Origin of the sequence: Yersinia alsatica (assembly GCF_025133195.1) — a bacterium.
In the GTDB taxonomy this organism is placed as follows: Bacteria; Pseudomonadota; Gammaproteobacteria; order Enterobacterales; family Enterobacteriaceae; genus Yersinia; species Yersinia alsatica.
In genome coordinates, this window is record NZ_CP104006.1 from 910,550 (window position 1) to 930,051 (window position 19,502).

Below are 19,502 nucleotides of genomic sequence, written 5' to 3' on the forward strand. Positions count from 1 at the left end.
GCTTGATCAATCAATATGGCGCAATTCTACTCTGCAAACCGGCGTGTGACGACCAAACAAACGATAACTGTGACAGTAAACTCTCTTGACCCTTTTGGGCAGGGAGTTGCGCGCCACCAAGGTAAAGCTATCTTTATTCTCGGAGCCCTGCCGGGAGAGCAAGCTGAAATTGAGCTGATCGAGCAAAAGCGCCAGTATGGCCGCGGTAAACTTAAACGATTATTGAACCAATGTAGCGAAAGAGTGACTCCTGCTTGCCCTCACTTTGGGATTTGTGGAGGCTGTCAGCAGCAACATGCCAACAGCCAGCTACAGCAACAAAGCAAAGCTGATTCTCTTCAACGCCTGATGGTCCGTGAGACGGGAAGTTGCCCAGAATTAGCCCCGGTCATTTGTGGGCCAGAATATGGTTATCGGCGGCGAGCGAGATTAGGGCTGTTGTATCACCCAAAGCGGCAACAATTACAGATGGGATTTCGTCAAACCGAATCCCACGATTTAGTCTGTGTGAAGTGTTGTCCGGTGCTGCGACCTGAGCTTGAGCGCTTGCTACAACCACTTTATCAATGCTTATCCGCCTTGCAAGCCGTGCGCCGCTTAGGGCATGCGGAGCTGGTGTTGGCTGACAATGGGCCATTGCTGGTTTTACGTCACCTTGATACCCTTAAAGAGGTAGATCGCGTGGCGCTGACTGAGTTTGCAAAAAAAGAGCAAGTCGCGGTCTATTTGGCCGCCGACAGTGACCAGTTGGAAAAACTCTTCGGTGAGGATCCCTATTACCAGATAGAGGGTCTACGCTTAGCGTTTCATCCGCGAGATTTTATTCAAGTCAATGATGCCGTTAACCAGCAAATGGTGGCTCAGGCTATTGCCTGGCTTGATATCCAGCCTGATGAGCGGGTGCTGGATCTGTTCTGCGGCATGGGCAACTTCACCTTGCCGTTGGCAAAACTGGCGCGAGAAGTGGTCGGTGTGGAAGGAGTTGCGGCGCTGGTAGCGAATGGGCAGTATAATGCACTCAATAACACGCTACCCAATGCGTCATTTTTTCATGAAAATCTTGAATCCGATATCAGCTGTCAGCCGTGGGCGACACAAGGGTTCGATAAAGTATTATTAGATCCCGCACGCGCAGGTGCGGCCGGGGTCATGTCACATATAGTCAAGCTGGCGCCAAAGCGGGTGGTGTATGTTTCTTGCAATCCCACTACGCTGGCACGAGATAGTCAGGTGTTATTAGCCGCCGGTTACCGTCTTGCCCAGGTGCGAATGTTGGATATGTTTCCCCACACCGGGCATCTTGAATCTATGGCGCTGTTCATACAGGGGCCAGGGGTCGCAAAGTAGGGAGAAGTTATGGTTGCGGTACGAAGTGCACATTTGAATCCGGCGGGCGAGTTTGCTCTCGACGATTGGATCGCCAGCTTGGGGCTTCCCAATCCGCAGTCATGTGAGCGATTAGCCGAAACCTGGCGTTACTGTGAGCAACAGACGCAAAACCATTCCGATGCCTCGTTATTGCTGTGGCGCGGTCTTGAAATGGTTGAGATCCTTTCCACCCTAAGTATGGATAACGACAGTATGCGCGCGGCGCTGCTGTTCCCGCTGGTGGATGCCAATGTGATTGATGAAGCCACATTGACCGAGCAATTTGGCAAAAGCATTACTTATCTGGTGCACGGTGTGCGCGATATGGATGCTATCCGCCAGTTGAAAGCCACTACCAACGACTCCATGAGCTCCGAGCAAGTGGACAACGTGCGCCGTATGCTATTGGCGATGGTGGAGGATTTCCGCTGCGTGGTCATCAAGCTGGCAGAGCGTATTGCTCATCTGCGTGAAGTCAAAGACGCGCCAGAAGATGAGCGAGTGCTGGCGGCCAAAGAGTGTTCCAATATTTATGCTCCGCTGGCTAACCGTCTAGGTATCGGCCAGATTAAGTGGGAGCTGGAAGACTTCTGTTTCCGCTATCTTCACCCTGATGAATACAAACAAATCGCCAAGTTGCTGCACGAGCGTCGTATCGATCGTGAGCAATTCATTGATGATTTTGTTGCGTCGCTGCGTAAAGCTATGGCCGATGAAGGCATCAAAGCCGATATCTATGGTCGTCCCAAGCATATCTACAGTATCTGGCGCAAAATGCAGAAGAAGTCGCTGGCCTTTGATGAACTGTTTGATGTGCGCGCGGTACGGGTGGTGGTGGAGCGTCTGCAAGATTGTTATGCCGCGCTGGGGATCGTTCATACCCATTTTCGCCATTTGCCTGATGAATTTGATGATTACGTTGCCAACCCTAAACCAAATGGTTATCAGTCGATCCATACGGTAGTGCTGGGGCCGCGTGGCAAAACTCTGGAAATTCAAATTCGTACCCGTCAGATGCATGAAGATGCTGAGCTGGGGGTCGCGGCACACTGGAAATACAAAGAAGGTGCAGTGGCCGCAGGCCGCTCTGGCTATGAAGGCCGGATTGCTTGGTTACGTAAACTGATTGCCTGGCAGGAAGAGATGGCCGATTCCGGTGAAATGCTGGATGAAGTGCGCAGTCAGGTATTTGACGACCGGGTGTATGTGTTTACCCCGAAAGGCGATGTTATTGATTTGCCAGCTGGTTCTACCCCACTGGACTTTGCTTACCATATCCACAGTGATGTGGGCCACCGCTGCATCGGGGCGAAAATCAGCGGTCGGATAGTGCCATTTACCTATCAGTTACAGATGGGTGATCAGATTGAGATTATTACTCAGAAGCAGCCGAATCCAAGCCGCGACTGGCTAAATCCAAACCTCGGTTATGTCACCACCAGCCGTGGGCGCTCTAAGATTCACAACTGGTTCAGAAAACAGGACCGAGACAAGAATATTCTTGCGGGTCGGCAGATGCTGGACGATGAACTCGAGCACTTGGATATCAGCCTGAAAGAGGCAGAGAAACTGCTAGTGCCACGCTACAACATGAACTCCATGGATGAAGTGTTGGCAGCGATTGGCGGTGGTGATATCCGGCTGAATCAGATGGTGAACTTCCTGCAAGGGAAGCTTAATAAGCCAACGGCGGAAGAGGCAGATTTAGAAGCATTACGCCATCTGAACAATAAAACCCAACAACCTCCGCGTAATGCCAATAAAGACAGCGGGCGCATTGTTGTCGAAGGTGTTGGCAATCTGATGCACCATATTGCTCGATGCTGCCAGCCAATTCCGGGTGATGAGATTATTGGTTTTATCACCCAAGGGCGGGGGATATCCATTCACCGCGCGGATTGCGAACAACTGGCTGAATTGCAGTCTCATGCACCAGAGCGGATTGTCGATGCTGTCTGGGGCGAAAGCTACTCCAGCGGTTATTCTCTGGTAGTGCGAGTGACGGCCAATGACCGCAGTGGGTTATTACGCGATATCACCACCATTTTGGCGAACGAAAAAGTCAATGTGCTGGGGGTTGCTAGCCGCAGCGATACCAAGAAGATGGTTGCCACCATTGATATGGATATTGAAATCTACAATTTGCAGGTGTTGGGGCGGGTGTTGGCGAAGCTGAATCAGTTGCCGGATGTGATCGATGCCCGTAGGCTTCACGGCAATTAATTTGTGATCTGGGCGGCTACTGGGCTACTGCGCTTTGGCATATTGATATTGGGCAGTGCTCGCCCTCCTCATGTACTACGTGTACATTCCGGGGGCTGCGCGCTGGCCGCAATCGATCTGCCTGCGCTCGCTACGCCCTGACTTGTTGAAGGTTTTCTTGATAGCTCGGCCATGGCACTTTGCCTCGACTTATACAGTGAAAAATAATGAATCAAAATCAAACCATACCTGACTCGACGGCGTTAGCCTTGCAGCGGCTGCTGGATATTATGCGTCAGTTGCGTGACCCGGAGTTGGGCTGTCCGTGGGATCGTAAGCAAACTTTTGACACTATCGCGCCCTATACATTGGAAGAAACCTACGAAGTGCTTGACGCGATTCAGCGCAAGGATTTCGACGATCTTCGTGATGAATTGGGCGATTTACTGTTCCAAGTGGTGTTTTATGCCCAAATGGGGCAGGAGCAAGGGTTGTTTGCGTTTGATGATGTTTGCCATGCCATTAGCGACAAACTGGTTCGCCGCCACCCACATGTGTTCCCAGATGCGCCGCAAAACGCGGCAGAAGCGATGATTGGTAGTGAGGCAGCACTTGCTGGCTGGGAGTCGCGTAAAGCCGAGGAGAGGGCGGAGAAAGCGCTATATTCGGCTTTGGATGATATCCCTGATGCACTGCCGGCGTTGATGAAAGCTCATAAAATCCAAAAGCGCTGTGCATCTGTCGGTTTTGACTGGGACACATTGGGGCCAGTGTTAGACAAAGTCTACGAAGAGATCGATGAGGTTATGTTCGAAGCGCGGCAAGCGGTGGTGGATGAAGATAAATTGGGCGAGGAAATTGGCGATTTACTGTTTGCCACGGTGAACTTATCCCGTCATTTAGGCCATAAAGCTGAAAATGCCTTACAGGCCGCAAATCGTAAGTTTGAACGTCGTTTTCGTCAGGTAGAACAAATAGTTAAGGCATCCGGTAAGAGTATGGAAAGTGCAACTCTTGATGAGATGGAACTCGCCTGGCAGCAAGTTAAAAAGCAAGAAACTGAAATGTAAGGTGTTTTAATTCATTCGACGGATGGTTGTTGAATTTTAATTACGTTAATATATTGAATTATAACGGATAGCAAGACGATGTTCTGCGCGATAAAAACGGTGAAAACGGCCACTGACGCGGAGATCATTTGTAGCGAAACCAAGGTTCGGGTATACTACTTTCCCGTCTTGGTTCTTCCATCGTCTTTAAACCTAAACTCTCAGGTTCAGCATGACAACTAATTATATTTTTGTGACCGGCGGGGTCGTATCCTCTCTGGGTAAAGGCATTGCCGCAGCCTCTCTGGCGGCTATACTTGAAGCCCGTGGCCTCAACGTTACCATCATGAAACTGGACCCGTATATCAACGTGGATCCGGGCACCATGAGCCCGACACAGCACGGGGAAGTTTTCGTCACCGAAGATGGTGCTGAAACCGATCTGGATTTAGGGCATTACGAGCGCTTCATTCGCACCAAAATGACCCGTCGTAACAACTTCACCACTGGCCGTATCTATTCTGAAGTTCTGCGTAAAGAACGCCGTGGCGACTATCTGGGTGCGACCATTCAGGTTATTCCTCACATCACCAATGCAATCAAAGAGCGCATCATCGAAGGTGGCGAAGGCCACGATGTCGTATTGGTTGAAATTGGCGGCACCGTCGGCGACATCGAATCCTTGCCATTCCTGGAAGCTATTCGCCAGATGGCCGTAGATGTTGGCCGCGAGCACACTCTATACATGCACTTGACGTTGGTTCCTTACCTGGCTGCGGCCGGTGAAGTGAAAACTAAGCCAACGCAACATTCGGTAAAAGAACTGCTTTCAATCGGTATTCAGCCTGATGTGCTGATTTGCCGTTCTGATCGCGCAGTTCCTGCTAATGAACGTGCCAAAATCGCTTTGTTCTGTAATGTGCCAGAAAAAGCGGTTATCTCACTAAAAGATGTTGATTCCATTTATAAAATCCCGGGCCTCTTGAAATCACAGGGCCTTGACGATTATATTTGTAAACGATTCAGCTTAACTTGTCCTGAAGCAAATCTTGCCGAGTGGGAACAGGTAATATACGAAGAGTCGAATCCAGGTGGTGAAGTGACCATCGGGATGATTGGCAAATACGTAGAATTGCCGGATGCCTACAAATCTGTGATTGAAGCGCTGAAACACGGTGGGCTGAAAAATCGTCTGACAGTGAACATCAAGCTTATCGATTCGCAGGATGTTGAGACACGCGGCGAAGAGATGCTGAAAGGATTAGATGCTATCCTTATCCCGGGTGGTTTCGGCTACCGTGGTGTGGAAGGTAAAGTTCTGGCGGCACGTTATGCCCGTGAACACAATATTCCTTATCTGGGCATTTGCCTGGGTATGCAAGTTGCACTGATGGAGTTCGCCCGCAATGTTGCGGGGATGGAAAACGCGAACTCCACAGAATTTGTGCCAGACTGTAAGTATCCGGTGGTTGCATTAATCACCGAATGGCGTGATGAAAACGGCAACGTTGAAGTCCGTACGGAAGAAAGCGATTTGGGCGGTACCATGCGTGTGGGTGGGCAGCAATGTCACCTGGTCGAAGGTAGCCTGGTTCGTCAGATGTATGGCGAGCCGACCATCGTTGAGCGCCATCGTCATCGCTATGAAGTAAACAACATGTTGTTGAAGCAGATTGAAGCCGCCGGGTTACGTGTAGCAGGGCTTTCTGCGGATAACAAACTGGTGGAAATTATCGAGTTGCCAAACCACCCATGGTTTGTGGCTTGTCAGTTCCATCCAGAATTTACTTCGACGCCACGTGATGGTCACCCGTTGTTTGCCGGCTTTGTGAAAGCGGCTGGTGAGTATCAGAAGCGCCAGGTGAAATAAAATATTTGGTAGAAGGGGCGGCAGAGATGTCGCCCCCTCTGTCTGGAGTTTTAGTTTAACTTGTACTGAGGAAAATCTAATGTCCAAAATCGTTAAAGTCATCGGTCGCGAAATCATCGACTCCCGTGGTAATCCAACTGTAGAAGCCGAAGTTCATCTGGAAGGCGGTTTTGTTGGTTTGGCTGCGGCACCATCAGGTGCTTCTACTGGTTCCCGTGAAGCACTGGAACTGCGTGACGGTGACAAATCCCGTTTCCTGGGCAAAGGCGTTCTGAAAGCCGTTGCAGCAGTAAATGGTCCAATTGCTCAGGCAGTTTTGGGTAAAGATGCCAAAGACCAGGCTAACATCGATAAAATCATGATCGATCTGGACGGTACTGAGAACAAATCCCAGTTTGGTGCTAACGCCATCCTGGCTGTTTCTCTGGCAGCAGCTAAAGCAGCAGCAGCGTCTAAAGGCATGCCTTTGTACGAGCACATTGCTGAACTGAATGGCACCCCAGGCAAATTCTCTATGCCATTGCCTATGATGAACATCATCAATGGCGGTGAGCACGCAGATAACAACGTTGATATTCAAGAGTTTATGATTCAGCCAGTTGGCGCTAAAACTCTGAAAGAAGCTGTTCGCATCGGTTCTGAAGTGTTCCATCACCTGGCTAAAGTTCTGAAAGCTAAAGGCTTGAACACTGCTGTTGGTGACGAAGGTGGCTACGCGCCAAACCTGGGTTCTAACGCCGAAGCACTGGCTGTTATCGCTGAAGCGGTAAAAGCAGCAGGTTATGAGCTGGGTAAAGACGTTACTCTGGCTATGGACTGTGCAGCGTCTGAATTCTACAAAGACGGTAAATATGTTCTGGCTGGCGAAGGCAACAAAGCCTTCACTTCCGAAGAGTTCACTCACTTCCTGGAAGACCTGACCAAACAGTACCCAATCGTGTCTATCGAAGACGGCTTGGACGAATCTGACTGGGCTGGCTTCAAATACCAGACCGAAGTTCTGGGTGACAAAATCCAGCTGGTGGGTGATGACTTGTTCGTAACTAACACCAAGATCCTGAAAGAAGGTATTGAGAAAGGTGTTGCTAACTCTATCCTGATTAAATTCAACCAGATCGGTTCTTTGACCGAAACTTTGGCTGCTATCAAGATGGCGAAAGATGCTGGTTACACTGCGGTTATCTCTCACCGTTCAGGCGAAACCGAAGATGCTACCATTGCCGATCTGGCAGTAGGTACTGCAGCAGGCCAAATCAAAACGGGTTCTATGAGCCGTTCTGACCGCGTTGCTAAATACAACCAACTGATCCGTATCGAAGAAGCGCTGGGCGACCGCGCACCATTCAACGGTCTGAAAGAAGTTAAAGGCCAGTAATTACTGTGCTCTATCTTCTGTAACAGTTGATTGATAAAAACCCGCTTCGGCGGGTTTTTTTATGGGACTATTATCCGAGATAAAAAGTAATAATGGTTATAAAGATAATTTGAGATGGCATGTAATTGTTTATAGGTTAAATAACTTAGCGAAAATAATTTTCTGAATATTTTATTAGTTTACTAACCTATAAGGGACTCTATGAGCCATACAGATAATCAATTGCATGAAGAGCAATCCTTGTTGAATGAATATATAACTGTATCTGACCACCAAGAGTGAAGAGTACGATGAGTATGTCTGTTTTCTTCAATAATAATTTTGATGAAAATGGAATTAAAATATCAATTGAACGGCTTGTGTCTATCACTAAACCATAGTGCCGGTAATTTATCTGCTGCTATTATTAATTAGTGTCAATGTGATTTAATAATAAGAATTACAATTTTATTTTAATTATATTGTGTATTTTTATTCATCCCTACTGTTTTTTTATAAATAATAATAATTTAAAAAGACTTTTCAGGTGGTTATTAGGCGTGGCCGTTATATTATTGTCGTTGCAGGAAATACACTGACTTAGTTTGATAAATGTTCAGTGGCCAATCAATGTTTTTTTAAAAAATAACTTAAGGATTATTTATCATGGAAATACAACGGGAAATAATAAGTGATAACTACGGCTTGAGTAAAAAAGATGAGTTCCTAATCAATGAATATATTAAGATTCACCCCGAGTCTATAAACGATATGGATTCATCTAAACTCAATGAGTTAGCCCAGTATTTAAATCGCATCACAACTAATAATACTAAAAGCAATTATATTGAATTGATAAGCCAGTCATCAGAATATCAATATCTCTCAATACGTAACCAAGATGTTATTGAGCTGGATTCTAATGTTTTGAGGTTAGCAGAGTATATGTCCGGGACGCATGATAAGGTGCTGGTAAGTGCCCAATATGCCATGCTGCCCGATCAAATGGTGGCCCCTTTGGTTACACTTTCTCATCAGATAGTCTAGTTTGACCCTCTCCAGAGTAATTTATTGTTACCCCTGCCTTTCCCCCGCGAGATTAATCTGAATCTCGTGGGGTACACATCTCTGGCTCTCATCTATAACGCTGCTCGCGTGCAGATAATTTATCTGCGGTTATTCTTAATGAGTACCTGAATGATTCAATAATAATAGATAAAGGAAGATAACCGATGAAACTGAAATACTTACTGTTACCAGTAATGCTTTTCTCTGGCAGCCTACTGGCGGCAGATGTCGTCGTAACCATGAATGAAGCGTTACCGACTGGCAATGGCAAGGCGTTGGGAACTGTTACTGTAACAGAAACTCCTTATGGTTTGCTGTTTACCCCCAATCTGACTGGGCTGGTGGCGGGGATTCACGGCTTCCATCTGCATGAAAATCCAAGCTGTGCGCCGGGGCAGAAAGATGGCAAAGCTGTTCCTGCACTGGCGGCAGGTGGGCATTTTGATCCGCAAAAAACCGGGGAACACCTTGGGCCTTATAGTGATAAAGGGCATTTGGGTGACTTGCCGGGGTTGGTGGTCAATGCCGATGGTACCGCGACTTATCAGGTGTTAGCCCCACGTCTGAAATCATTATCAGAGTTGAAACAGCATGCGCTAATGATTCATGCGGGTGGTGATAACTATTCTGACCATCCGATGACATTGGGTGGTGGTGGGGCGCGAATGGCTTGCGGCGTCATTGAGTAACGGTCTGATACAAACAAACTGGCAGTCATTGGGTTGCCAGTTTGGTCGCAGCACAGGAATCTGCGATAATCGCCCATTGGCTTGAATGACGATAGAGATACTGATGCAGTACCCGATTAATGAAATGTTCCAGACCTTGCAAGGCGAGGGTTACTTCACCGGTGTTCCGGCGATATTTGTGCGCTTGCAGGGCTGCCCAGTGGGTTGCAGTTGGTGCGATACCAAACATACCTGGGAGAAAGACGCTGATCGGGAAGTTGACATGCAGCGCATCATGGTAAAAACCGCAGAAAGCGATGCCTGGGGAACCGCCACGGAACAGCAGCTCTTGGATATCTTTATTCAACAGGGGTATACCGCTCGTCATGTAGTAATAACCGGCGGTGAGCCTGCTATTTACGATTTATTCCCTTTAACTTCGCATCTGGAGCAAGCCGGTTACAGTTGCCAAATTGAAACCAGTGGCACTCATGAAGTGCAGTGTTCAGCCACCACTTGGGTAACAGTTTCGCCCAAAGTGAATATGCGTGGCGGTTTGAAGGTCTTGCCGCAAGCATTGCAGCGAGCGGATGAAATTAAGCATCCAGTGGGGCGTTTACGGGATATCGAAGCTCTTGAGGCGCTACTGGCAACACTAGAAGATGATAAAAAGCGAATTATTGCCTTACAGCCTATTAGTCAGAAAGAAGACGCGACTAAACTCTGTATTGAAACTTGTATTGCCAAGAATTGGCGGTTGTCGATGCAGACGCATAAATATTTAAATATAGCCTGATGACCCCGCGCCCTTGACGCCGCAGCGGTGTTGGCTGCACTCCCTTACCCGAATCACTTACCTGTGTAAGCTCATCGGGATAAGTCCACTTGCCGCCTTGCTGCAACGCCAATGGCGCTGAGGTCATCTGAGTTCTTGACGCCGCAGCGGTGTTGGCTGCACTCCCTTACCCGAATCACTTACCTGTGTAAGCTCATCGGGATAAGTCCACTTGCCGCCTTGCTGCAACGTCAATGGCGCTGGGGTCATCTGAGTTCTTACCCGCGATAGACACAGCCTGCTGAACAGGTTTCTTTCACCATCACCGCACTCAGCTCTGGTAATTGCGGCTTAAGCTGTTGCCAAATCCAACTGGCCAGCACTTCACTGGTTGGATTTTCCAAACCGGGAATGTCATTCAGATAATGATGATCTAAACGTTCCCAAATAGGTTTAAATGCAGCTTTGAGATCAGCAAAATCCATCACCCAACCGGAGTGAGCATCAACTTCACCAGTGACCTCAATACGGATCATAAATGAATGGCCGTGCAAGCGGCCGCATTTGTGACCTTCTGGAACATGGGGCAGCCGGTGAGCGGCTTCAAACTGAAAATCTTTAAATAGGGTGGTGCTCATAGTCCTGACCTTATTGACTCAAAAAACCGCCGCATAGTACCGGAAAGCAGCGATGCTGGCTATGAATGCGCGCAATAGAGTGGATTACTCGCTCTACCACGCCCCAGTCTCTTTCACGTAGCTTACTGATATCTATACAGACAGCTAACTTAAGAGTGTAAAATCAGCGAGAGTGAATTTCTCTAATAAGTTGAACACTTTAACTCATATCTATTACCTGAAAAACCGCTTAGTCGTTTTGGTTATTTATTATTTCTATCGCTTCTTTAATTGTTATTATCGAGATGGTTAACCTTACAAACAAAGTATCTTTGGCGTAAGTCATTCGAGCCTCAATTAATCGCACTAAAAGCTATACTCAAAGTAATTGGCGTTACAGCTAGCACCCCTGTAGCGCCAAGGACGAAGGGTGGCGAAAGCATAGGGAATTCGTACCGCAATGACGACTCAGGCTCCTCCTACTTCTATACTCCCGCTATCGCCGGAGCAGTTAGCCCGCTTACAGGCTGCGGTTGGCGAGTTCTCCCCAACTCAAATGGCCTGGTTATCTGGCTACTTCTGGGGCATGGTTAACCAACAGCCCGGCGCAGTGGTTGCTCCTGCGGTGGCAGCCCCTGCGGCACTCACTATTACCCTAATTTCCGCCTCCCAAACCGGCAATGCGCGGCGTTTAGCTGAACAGCTACGCGATGACCTTCTGGCGACCAAACTTAATGTCAATTTGGTCAATGCCGGTGATTATAAGTTTAAACAAATAGCACAAGAGCGCTTATTAATCATCGTCGCGTCCACCCAAGGGGAGGGCGAGCCTGCGGAAGAGGCTGTGGCACTGCATAAGTTTCTTTTGTCTAAAAAAGCCCCGAAATTGCCAGAGACCGCCTTTGCGGTATTTGGTTTGGGGGATACCTCATATGAGCATTTCTGTCAGGCAGGTAAAGATTTTGACAACAAGCTAGCTGAATTGGGGGCCGAGCGGCTATTGGATCGCGTCGATGCTGATGTGGAATATCAAGAGTCAGCACAGCAATGGCGGCAACGGGTAGTTGCTGCGCTGCAAGCCAGAGCGCCAGTCCAATCAACAGCGGCAGCAGCCATCACCCAAAGTGGTGTGGTTGATGAAATTACCTCCAGCCCGTACAGCAAGGCCGCGCCGCTGACTGCGCTGCTGTCGGTACAGCAAAAAATCACCGGCCGTAACTCAGAGAAAGATGTGCGCCATATTGAAATTGATTTAAGTGACTCTGGGCTGCGCTACCAACCGGGTGATGCGCTGGGAGTCTGGTTTGATAACTCTCCGGCACTGGTGGATGAGCTGCTGGCGTTATTGTGGCTCAAAGGCGACGAGTTGGTCAGTATCGATGGGCAGAATATGCCCTTGTCACAAGCACTGCACAGCCACCTTGAGCTAACACAAAATACCACGGTGATTGTCGATAAATATGCCGCGCTCTCCCGTGATGAGAAACTGATAGCATTGCTGGCAGATAGAGCGGCACTACAACACTATGCGAAAAATACGCCGATTGTCGATATGGTCCGTCAGGCTCCTTCTGACCTGAATGCTGATCAACTGGTGGCGCTATTGCGGCCATTGACCCCGCGGCTTTACTCCATCGCCTCATCACAAGCCGAGACGGAAAATGAAGTACATATCACCGTCGGTGTGGTGCGTTACGACATTGAGGGCCGCCCACGCACTGGTGGTGCTTCCGGGTATTTGGCTGACCGGCTGGAAGTGGATGGCGATATCCGCATCTTTATCGAACATAACGATAACTTCCGTTTACCGGCTAACCCAGAGACGCCAGTGATAATGATTGGCCCCGGTACGGGCATCGCGCCATTCCGCGCTTTTATGCAGCAGCGTGAAGCCGAGGGAGCCACCGGCAAAAATTGGCTACTCTTTGGTAACCCGCATTTCACCGAAGATTTTCTCTATCAGGTTGAATGGCAACGCTATGTTAAAGATGGCTTGCTGACCCGCATTGATCTGGCTTGGTCACGGGATCAAGCCGATAAAATATACGTACAAGATAAACTGCGTGAACAAAGCGCAGAACTGTGGAGCTGGATCCAACAAGGCGCCCATATTTACGTCTGTGGCGATGCAAATCGCATGGCTAAAGATGTCGAGCAGGTTTTACTGGACGTGGTGGCTCTGCACGGTGCAATGGATGCCGAGCAGGCTGATGAATATTTAAGTGAGCTGCGCCTGGCGCGCCGTTATCAGCGGGATGTGTACTGATGAATGAAAAACACCCAGGGCCACTGGTCGTGACAGGAAAACTGTCCGATGGCGAGCGCATGAAGTCACAAAGCAATTTCCTGCGTGGGACGATTGCTGAAGATTTAAATGATGGGCTGACCGGTGGTTTCAACGGCGATAATTTCCTGTTGATTCGTTTCCATGGCATGTATCAGCAAGATGATCGTGATATCCGCGCTGAACGTACTGAGCAGAAGCTGGAACCGCGCCATGCCATGATGCTGCGCTGCCGCTTGCCCGGCGGGATAATCACCCCACAGCAGTGGTTGGGTATTGATAAGTTTGCTGCGGATAATACTTTGTATGGCAGCATCCGTATCACCAACCGCCAGACATTCCAGTTCCACGGCATTCTGAAAGGGAATGTGAAACCGGCTCACCAACTGCTTAATCAATTAGGTTTGGATGCACTGGCAACGGCAAACGATGTTAACCGTAACGTGCTATGTACCTCGAATCCGGTGGAATCGGTGCTGCATCAAGAAGCCTATGAGTGGGCGAAGAAAATTTCTGAGCATTTGCTGCCACGAACCCGTGCTTATGCTGAAATCTGGTTGGATGCAGAGAAAGTAGCAACCACCGACGAAGAACCCATTCTCGGTGCCACCTATTTACCGCGCAAATTTAAAACCACGGTGGTCATTCCGCCGCAAAATGATGTGGATCTTCATGCCAATGACCTCAACTTTGTTGCTGTCGCGGAGAAAGGCAAGTTGGTCGGGTTTAACGTGCTGGTAGGTGGTGGGTTATCCATTGCTCATGGTGATAAGAATACTTACCCACGCAAAGCCAGTGAATTCGGTTACATTCCACTGCAACATACATTGGCTATCGCAGAGGCGGTGGTGACGACTCAACGTGATTGGGGCAACCGTACCGACCGTAAAAATGCCAAAACCAAATATACGCTGGAGCGTGTCGGCGTTGATACCTTTAAAGCTGAAGTTGAAAAGCGCGCTGGTGTAAGTTTTGCTGCAATAAAACCCTATCAATTTACTGGCCGCGGTGATCGTATCGGCTGGGTGAAGGGGATTGATAAAAAATGGCATCTAACCCTATTTATCGAAAATGGTCGTCTGCTGGATTATCCGGGGCGTAGCCTGAAAAGCGGCGTGGCGGCCATTGCTAAAATTCATCAGGGCGATTTCCGTTTGACAGCTAATCAGAATCTGATTGTGGCGGGAGTGCCGGAAAAAGATAAAGCCCGTATTGAGGCTCTGGCCCGTGAGCATGGTTTGATGGATGACAGTGTCAGCCCACAACGTGAAAATTCGATGGCATGTGTTTCATTCCCCACCTGCCCACTGGCAATGGCTGAAGCCGAACGTTTTCTGCCGGAGTTTGTGACTCGGGTCGAGGGGATTTTGCAGCAGCATGGTATTGCTGATGAGCATATCGTCCTGCGGGTGACCGGCTGTCCGAATGGCTGTGGCCGCGCTTTGCTGGCAGAAGTCGGGCTGGTGGGCAAAGCTGTCGGGCGCTATAACCTGCATCTGGGGGGCAACCGCGAAGGAACACGGATACCGCGGATGTATCGTGAAAATATCACCGAAGATGAAATTCTGGCGATCACTGATCAATTGGTCGGGCGCTGGGCTAAAGAGCGTTTGTCAGATGAAGGTTTCGGCGACTTTGTGATTCGTGTTGGTGTTATTGCCCCGGTGATTGATTCTGCCCGCGACTTTTATGATGTTCAGGAGGCGGTGTGAGCCAATTTAATTTGAGCGAACTTAAAGCCTTGCCGAAGGCGGAACAAGCAGCGGCATTGGCGGTGGTTAACGGGCAACTGGAGCATTTAACCGCCCAAGAACGTGTCAGTTGGGCGCTGGAAAACTTGCCCGGCGAGTTCGTGCTCTCTTCCAGTTTTGGTATTCAGGCAGCAGTTTGTTTGCATCTGGTTACCCGCCAACAGCCTGATATTCCGGTAATTTTGACGGATACCGGCTATCTGTTCCCTGAAACTTATCAGTTTATTGATGATTTAACCGAGAAGCTTAAGCTTAATTTGCAGGTGTTTCGCGCACAGCAAAGCCCTGCCTGGCAGGAGGCCCGTTACGGCAAGTTGTGGGAACAGGGGGTTGAGGGCATTGAACGTTATAATGACCTGAACAAAGTTGAGCCGATGAACCGAGCGCTGGAGACGTTAGGCGCCCAAACATGGTTCGCGGGTTTGCGCCGTGAGCAATCGGGCAGCCGTTCACAACTGCCGGTTCTGGCTATTGCGCGCGGTGTCTTTAAGGTTCTTCCCATCATTGATTGGGATAACCGGCAGGTTTACCAGTATTTGAAACAAAATGACCTGAGTTATCACCCGTTGTGGGAGCAGGGCTATCTCTCTGTCGGGGATACTCATACCACCCGTAAATGGGAACCGGGCATGAATGAAGAAGAGACGCGCTTCTTTGGCCTGAAACGTGAATGCGGTTTGCATGAAGGCTGAGTGACAGCAAAAGAAACCGTCAGGGCGCAGAGAGCGCCCTTTTTTGTAGCCATTAGCGAGCCATTCGCTCTCGGGCGAGTTCATTGAATTTATTGAATTTTTATTCGCTTTGCGCAATGCCTCGCAAGGTGAACATTATTTTTTAGCGACCGCCAATTCTTGTATCAGCGGCAGCAAGACTTTGACACTGTCATGGCTACGTTTAGTGATACGGCCGGGCAAAAACTTATCCAGATAATTTAAGTTATCCAGTTGGCTTTGGTGGCGGGTAATCCCCTGGGGAAAATGCTTACTGATAGCCCGTTGCTGGCAACCATCGTTATTACCCAGGCTCTCTTTATTACTCAATTTAGTGTTGCTGGCCTCGACAGATAACAGCGGTATCCCCGCAGTATCAAATACATTTTTTTCTGCCTGACAGAGTGAGGTTACTTGATTTTTTACCGTGCTGGCAGTGATGCCATAACGCCGCGCCAATGCTAGAGCCTGGTCCCTTGCTGCAATAGCTGCGGGCTGGTTACTGGCATTAAAATAGAGGCGATCGCCGGTAATCAGGCTATCTAAATTAATCACCAACAAGGTGTTAGCTTTCTCAGCCTGGCTCATGCGCTGCAGGTAGTTCTCGGTACCTTGCGCACCAATTTCTTCGGCGCTGAGTGCCACAAAACGCAAATCATAGCGCAACGGTGCCGCTTTAAGGCGCTCCGCCAGTTCTAGCATCACACCGACACCCGCGGCATTGTCATCAACGCCTTGCAGTGTCAGTCCACCAAGGTTTTTATCTAAATCTTTATCACTTTGCGGCGTGTAAGTATCAAAATGCGCCATGATGATTATCTGCTGCTGGGTATCAGGCTTCTCAATTGAGGCGTTGCGAGCCGCAATCACTGATGTGGCACTGACATTTCGCCAGCTCTGTTTACCATTTTTACTGGTATAGAGATAGCGAGTATTAAAACCGCGTAAATCACTCTGGTAACCCATCTGCTGAAAACGATGATTAATATATTCAGCAGCAAGCAGTTCGGCCGGACTACCTGCCATACGGCCTGGGAAGTAAGTACTAATATGGCGAATTTGCTGTTCAGCAATTTGGCCGGTAGCGGGTGTGGTCGCCGCCTGGAGTGGCAGGACGGTACTGAAACTCAGAGTAAATAGTGCCCACTTTAGGCAACGGCGGGAAAACATACCGAAATATCCTTGTTAAAGTCGCTGGTATGGATAACGCAGTTAGTATGGAAGCGTCAGGCCCAATAGACAATCTGTATGGCTCCTAAACTGCAGATATTTATGTGAGCAAATAAGAAAATAACTCACAGTGATAGCTGGCTAACATCGCCGCAAGCCTGACTATCACTCTTATATATCATTATGGAACTTGTAATTACTTTTCGTCATTTCATAAGGCCATAACCCCCCCCTATAGTCACCCTACGCTTTATTATGTAATCGAAGGGTGTTGTGGACTATCTACCTCTATTTGCCGACTTGAAACGACGCCCAGTATTGGTCGTTGGCGGTGGTGAAGTTGCTGCGCGAAAAATTGACTTACTCCACCGCGCTGGCGCACGGGTGCGGGTAGTGGCACAGACTCTTTCATCTGAACTTGAGCAGCAGTACCAAGATGGCCGCATTCACTGGCTGGCATTGGATTTCTTGCCTGAACAGTTGGATGAGGTATTTCTGGTGATTGCTGCGACTAACGACACCGAACTCAATGCTGCGGTTTTCGCTGCGGCTGATGAACGACATATTTTAGCTAATGTGGTTGATGACCAACCGCGCTGTTCGTTTATCTTCCCGTCGATTGTTGATCGTTCGCCACTGGTGGTGGCGATTTCCTCTGCGGGTCAGGCTCCGGTTTTGGCACGTTTACTGCGCGAGAAGCTGGAAGCTTTGTTGCCCAGCAGTCTGAGCGATATGGCGGCAGTGGCCGGACGCTGGCGTGGGCGAGTCAAACAGCAGATTTCATCAATGGGGGCGCGCCGACGTTTTTGGGAAAATGCCTTCAGTGGCCGGTTTGCCAACTTAATCAGTCGTGGTCAGGTAGCACAGGCAGAAGAAGAACTGCAATTAGCGCTGGAGGGGCAGGGCAGCACTCAAGGCGAAGTTGCGTTAGTGGGGGCGGGGCCGGGAGATCCGGGTTTGCTGACCTTACGCGGCCTGCAAGTTATTCAACAAGCTGATGTAGTGCTGTATGACCATTTAGTCAGCCCGGAAGTTTTGGATCTGGTGCGGCGCGACGCCGAACGTATTTGTGTCGGTAAACGGGCTGGCGCGCACTCGGTAGCTCAGGAAGAAACCAACCAATTGCTGGTCACATTAGCACAGCGTGGCAAACGAGTGGTGCGGCTAAAAGGCGGCGATCCTTTTATCTTTGGTCGTGGCGGCGAAGAGTTACAAGTTGTGGCGCGCGCGGGCATTCCTTTTCAGGTGGTGCCGGGGGTGACGGCGGCTGCGGGGGCGACGGCCTATGCCGGTATTCCTTTGACTCACCGTGATCATGCGCAAAGTGTGACATTTATTACCGGGCATTGCCGCTCTGATGGCGATGATTTGGATTGGCAGGCACTGGCCCGTGGCCGTCAGACATTGGCTATCTACATGGGCACGGTGAAAGCGGCTGAAATCAGCCGACAATTGATAACCCATGGCCGAGCCAGCACCACGCCAGTCGCCGTGATTGGCCGGGGCACGCGTGCTGACCAGCAAGTGCTGACTGGCACACTGGCTCAGCTTGAGTCACTCGCACATCAGGCACCTACTCCAGCACTGCTGGTGATCGGTGAAGTGGTGGATTTACATCACCAAATTGCCTGGTTTGGGCAACAACCGCAGACTGAACAGGCGCTTAGCCCATCAGTCGTGAATTTGGCATAAAGGATCTGTTATGGACGAAAAACGACTCACTCATTTGCGGCAATTGGAGGCGGAGAGTATCCATATCATCCGTGAAGTGGCCGCCGAATTCGGCAACCCGGTGATGCTCTATTCCATCGGCAAAGACTCTTCTGTGATGCTGCATTTGGCGCGCAAAGCATTTTTCCCCGGTAATTTACCTTTCCCATTATTGCATGTGGATACTGGCTGGAAATTCCGTGAAATGTACGAATTCCGTGACCGCACGGCAAAAGCTTTTGGTTGTGAATTGCTGGTGCACCGTAACCCGGAAGGCGTTGCCATGGGGATTAATCCCTTTGTTCACGGCAGTGCCAAACATACCGATATCATGAAAACCGAAGGCCTCAAGCAAGCACTGAATAAGTATGGTTTTGATGCGGCTTTTGGTGGCGCGCGGCGTGATGAGGAGAAATCCCGCGCCAAAGAACGTATTTATTCGTTCCGCGACCGCTTCCATCGTTGGGACCCAAAAAATCAGCGCCCGGAACTGTGGCATAACTACAACGGCCAGATTAACAAAGGCGAAAGTATTCGTGTCTTCCCGCTGTCCAACTGGACAGAGCTGGATATCTGGCAATATATCTTCTTGGAAAAAATCGACATTGTGCCGTTGTATTTGGCGAAGCCGCGCCCAGTGGTCGAGCGTGACGGTATGTTGCTGATGGTGGATGACGATCGAATCGATCTACAGCCGGGTGAAGTGATTACTCAGAAAATGGTGCGTTTCCGTACTCTCGGCTGCTGGCCGCTGACCGGCGCGGTTGAGTCCGAGGCTGAAACCTTGCCCGCCATTATCGAAGAGATGCTTATCTCGACCACCAGCGAACGTCAGGGTCGAATGATCGACCGCGATCAATCCGGCTCGATGGAGCTTAAAAAGCGTCAGGGATATTTCTGAGGAGC

The 19,502-nt window shown here is 49.4% G+C and carries 15 protein-coding genes; 13 read left to right on the forward strand and 2 right to left on the reverse strand.

The window, feature by feature from the left end; genetic code table 11:
• Positions 1–15 precede the first annotated feature (15 nt).
• The 8 genes from rlmD (at position 16) to queE (ending at position 10,375) form a co-directional block, all read left to right on the forward strand.
• Complete coding sequence (gene rlmD / locus N0H69_RS03965; protein ID WP_050106500.1) at positions 16–1,347, forward strand: 23S rRNA (uracil(1939)-C(5))-methyltransferase RlmD; 1,332 nt, start codon at positions 16–18, stop codon at positions 1,345–1,347.
• A 9-nt stretch (positions 1,348–1,356) separates the two neighbouring features.
• Positions 1,357–3,591, forward strand: coding sequence for a GTP diphosphokinase (gene relA, locus N0H69_RS03970; RefSeq protein ID WP_050106499.1), 2,235 nt, complete (start codon positions 1,357–1,359; stop codon positions 3,589–3,591).
• 206 nt (positions 3,592–3,797) lie between these two features.
• Positions 3,798–4,640 carry a nucleoside triphosphate pyrophosphohydrolase gene (gene mazG / locus N0H69_RS03975; RefSeq protein WP_050150289.1) on the forward strand — a complete coding sequence of 281 codons (843 nt, stop codon included), beginning with the start codon at positions 3,798–3,800 and terminating at the stop codon, positions 4,638–4,640.
• A gap of 211 nt (positions 4,641–4,851) precedes the next feature.
• A complete protein-coding gene (pyrG, locus tag N0H69_RS03980) occupies positions 4,852–6,489 on the forward strand; it encodes a glutamine hydrolyzing CTP synthase (protein ID WP_050106497.1) in 1,638 nt (545 codons plus the stop codon).
• A gap of 79 nt (positions 6,490–6,568) precedes the next feature.
• Positions 6,569–7,864: a phosphopyruvate hydratase gene (gene eno, locus N0H69_RS03985; protein ID WP_004706265.1), complete on the forward strand. Its 1,296-nt coding sequence runs from the start codon at positions 6,569–6,571 to the stop codon at positions 7,862–7,864.
• A 645-nt stretch (positions 7,865–8,509) separates the two neighbouring features.
• On the forward strand, positions 8,510–8,890 hold the full coding sequence (locus N0H69_RS03990) for a hypothetical protein (protein ID WP_050150286.1): 381 nt from the start codon (positions 8,510–8,512) through the stop codon (positions 8,888–8,890).
• Positions 8,891–9,075: 185 nt separating this feature from the next.
• Positions 9,076–9,600, forward strand: a complete 525-nt coding sequence (sodC, locus tag N0H69_RS03995; RefSeq protein WP_050106495.1) for a superoxide dismutase family protein — start codon at positions 9,076–9,078, stop codon at positions 9,598–9,600.
• Positions 9,601–9,703: 103 nt separating this feature from the next.
• Positions 9,704–10,375, forward strand: coding sequence for a 7-carboxy-7-deazaguanine synthase QueE (queE, locus tag N0H69_RS04000; protein ID WP_050106494.1), 672 nt, complete (start codon positions 9,704–9,706; stop codon positions 10,373–10,375).
• A gap of 257 nt (positions 10,376–10,632) precedes the next feature.
• On the opposite strand, the gene queD is transcribed toward queE, so the two are convergent.
• Positions 10,633–10,992 (reverse strand): 6-carboxytetrahydropterin synthase QueD, encoded by a 360-nt coding sequence (gene queD, locus N0H69_RS04005; protein WP_004706268.1) that lies wholly within the window; start codon positions 10,990–10,992, stop codon positions 10,633–10,635.
• A 439-nt stretch (positions 10,993–11,431) separates the two neighbouring features.
• Between queD and cysJ the strand changes: the two genes are divergently transcribed.
• The 3 genes from cysJ to N0H69_RS04020 are packed head-to-tail and all read left to right on the forward strand — an operon-like array spanning position 11,432 to position 15,698.
• Positions 11,432–13,237: an NADPH-dependent assimilatory sulfite reductase flavoprotein subunit gene (gene cysJ, locus N0H69_RS04010; RefSeq protein ID WP_050150283.1), complete on the forward strand. Its 1,806-nt coding sequence runs from the start codon at positions 11,432–11,434 to the stop codon at positions 13,235–13,237.
• Positions 13,237–14,967, forward strand: a complete 1,731-nt coding sequence (gene cysI / locus N0H69_RS04015) for an assimilatory sulfite reductase (NADPH) hemoprotein subunit (protein WP_050133183.1) — start codon at positions 13,237–13,239, stop codon at positions 14,965–14,967. The genes cysJ and cysI overlap by 1 nt, the downstream gene beginning before the upstream one ends.
• Positions 14,964–15,698 carry a phosphoadenylyl-sulfate reductase gene (locus tag N0H69_RS04020; RefSeq protein ID WP_050106490.1) on the forward strand — a complete coding sequence of 245 codons (735 nt, stop codon included), beginning with the start codon at positions 14,964–14,966 and terminating at the stop codon, positions 15,696–15,698. Before cysI ends, N0H69_RS04020 begins: the two co-directional genes overlap by 4 nt.
• A gap of 135 nt (positions 15,699–15,833) precedes the next feature.
• Here the strand turns inward: N0H69_RS04020 and N0H69_RS04025 are convergent, their stop codons facing one another.
• A complete protein-coding gene (locus N0H69_RS04025) occupies positions 15,834–16,886 on the reverse strand; it encodes an aminopeptidase (protein WP_050121501.1) in 1,053 nt (350 codons plus the stop codon).
• Positions 16,887–17,159: 273 nt separating this feature from the next.
• Here N0H69_RS04025 and cysG point away from each other — a divergent pair, with 273 nt between their 5' ends.
• A complete protein-coding gene (gene cysG, locus N0H69_RS04030; protein ID WP_050150280.1) occupies positions 17,160–18,578 on the forward strand; it encodes a siroheme synthase CysG in 1,419 nt (472 codons plus the stop codon).
• Positions 18,579–18,588: 10 nt separating this feature from the next.
• Positions 18,589–19,497: a sulfate adenylyltransferase subunit CysD gene (gene cysD / locus N0H69_RS04035; RefSeq protein WP_004706274.1), complete on the forward strand. Its 909-nt coding sequence runs from the start codon at positions 18,589–18,591 to the stop codon at positions 19,495–19,497.
• The last annotated feature ends 5 nt before the right edge of the window (positions 19,498–19,502 follow it).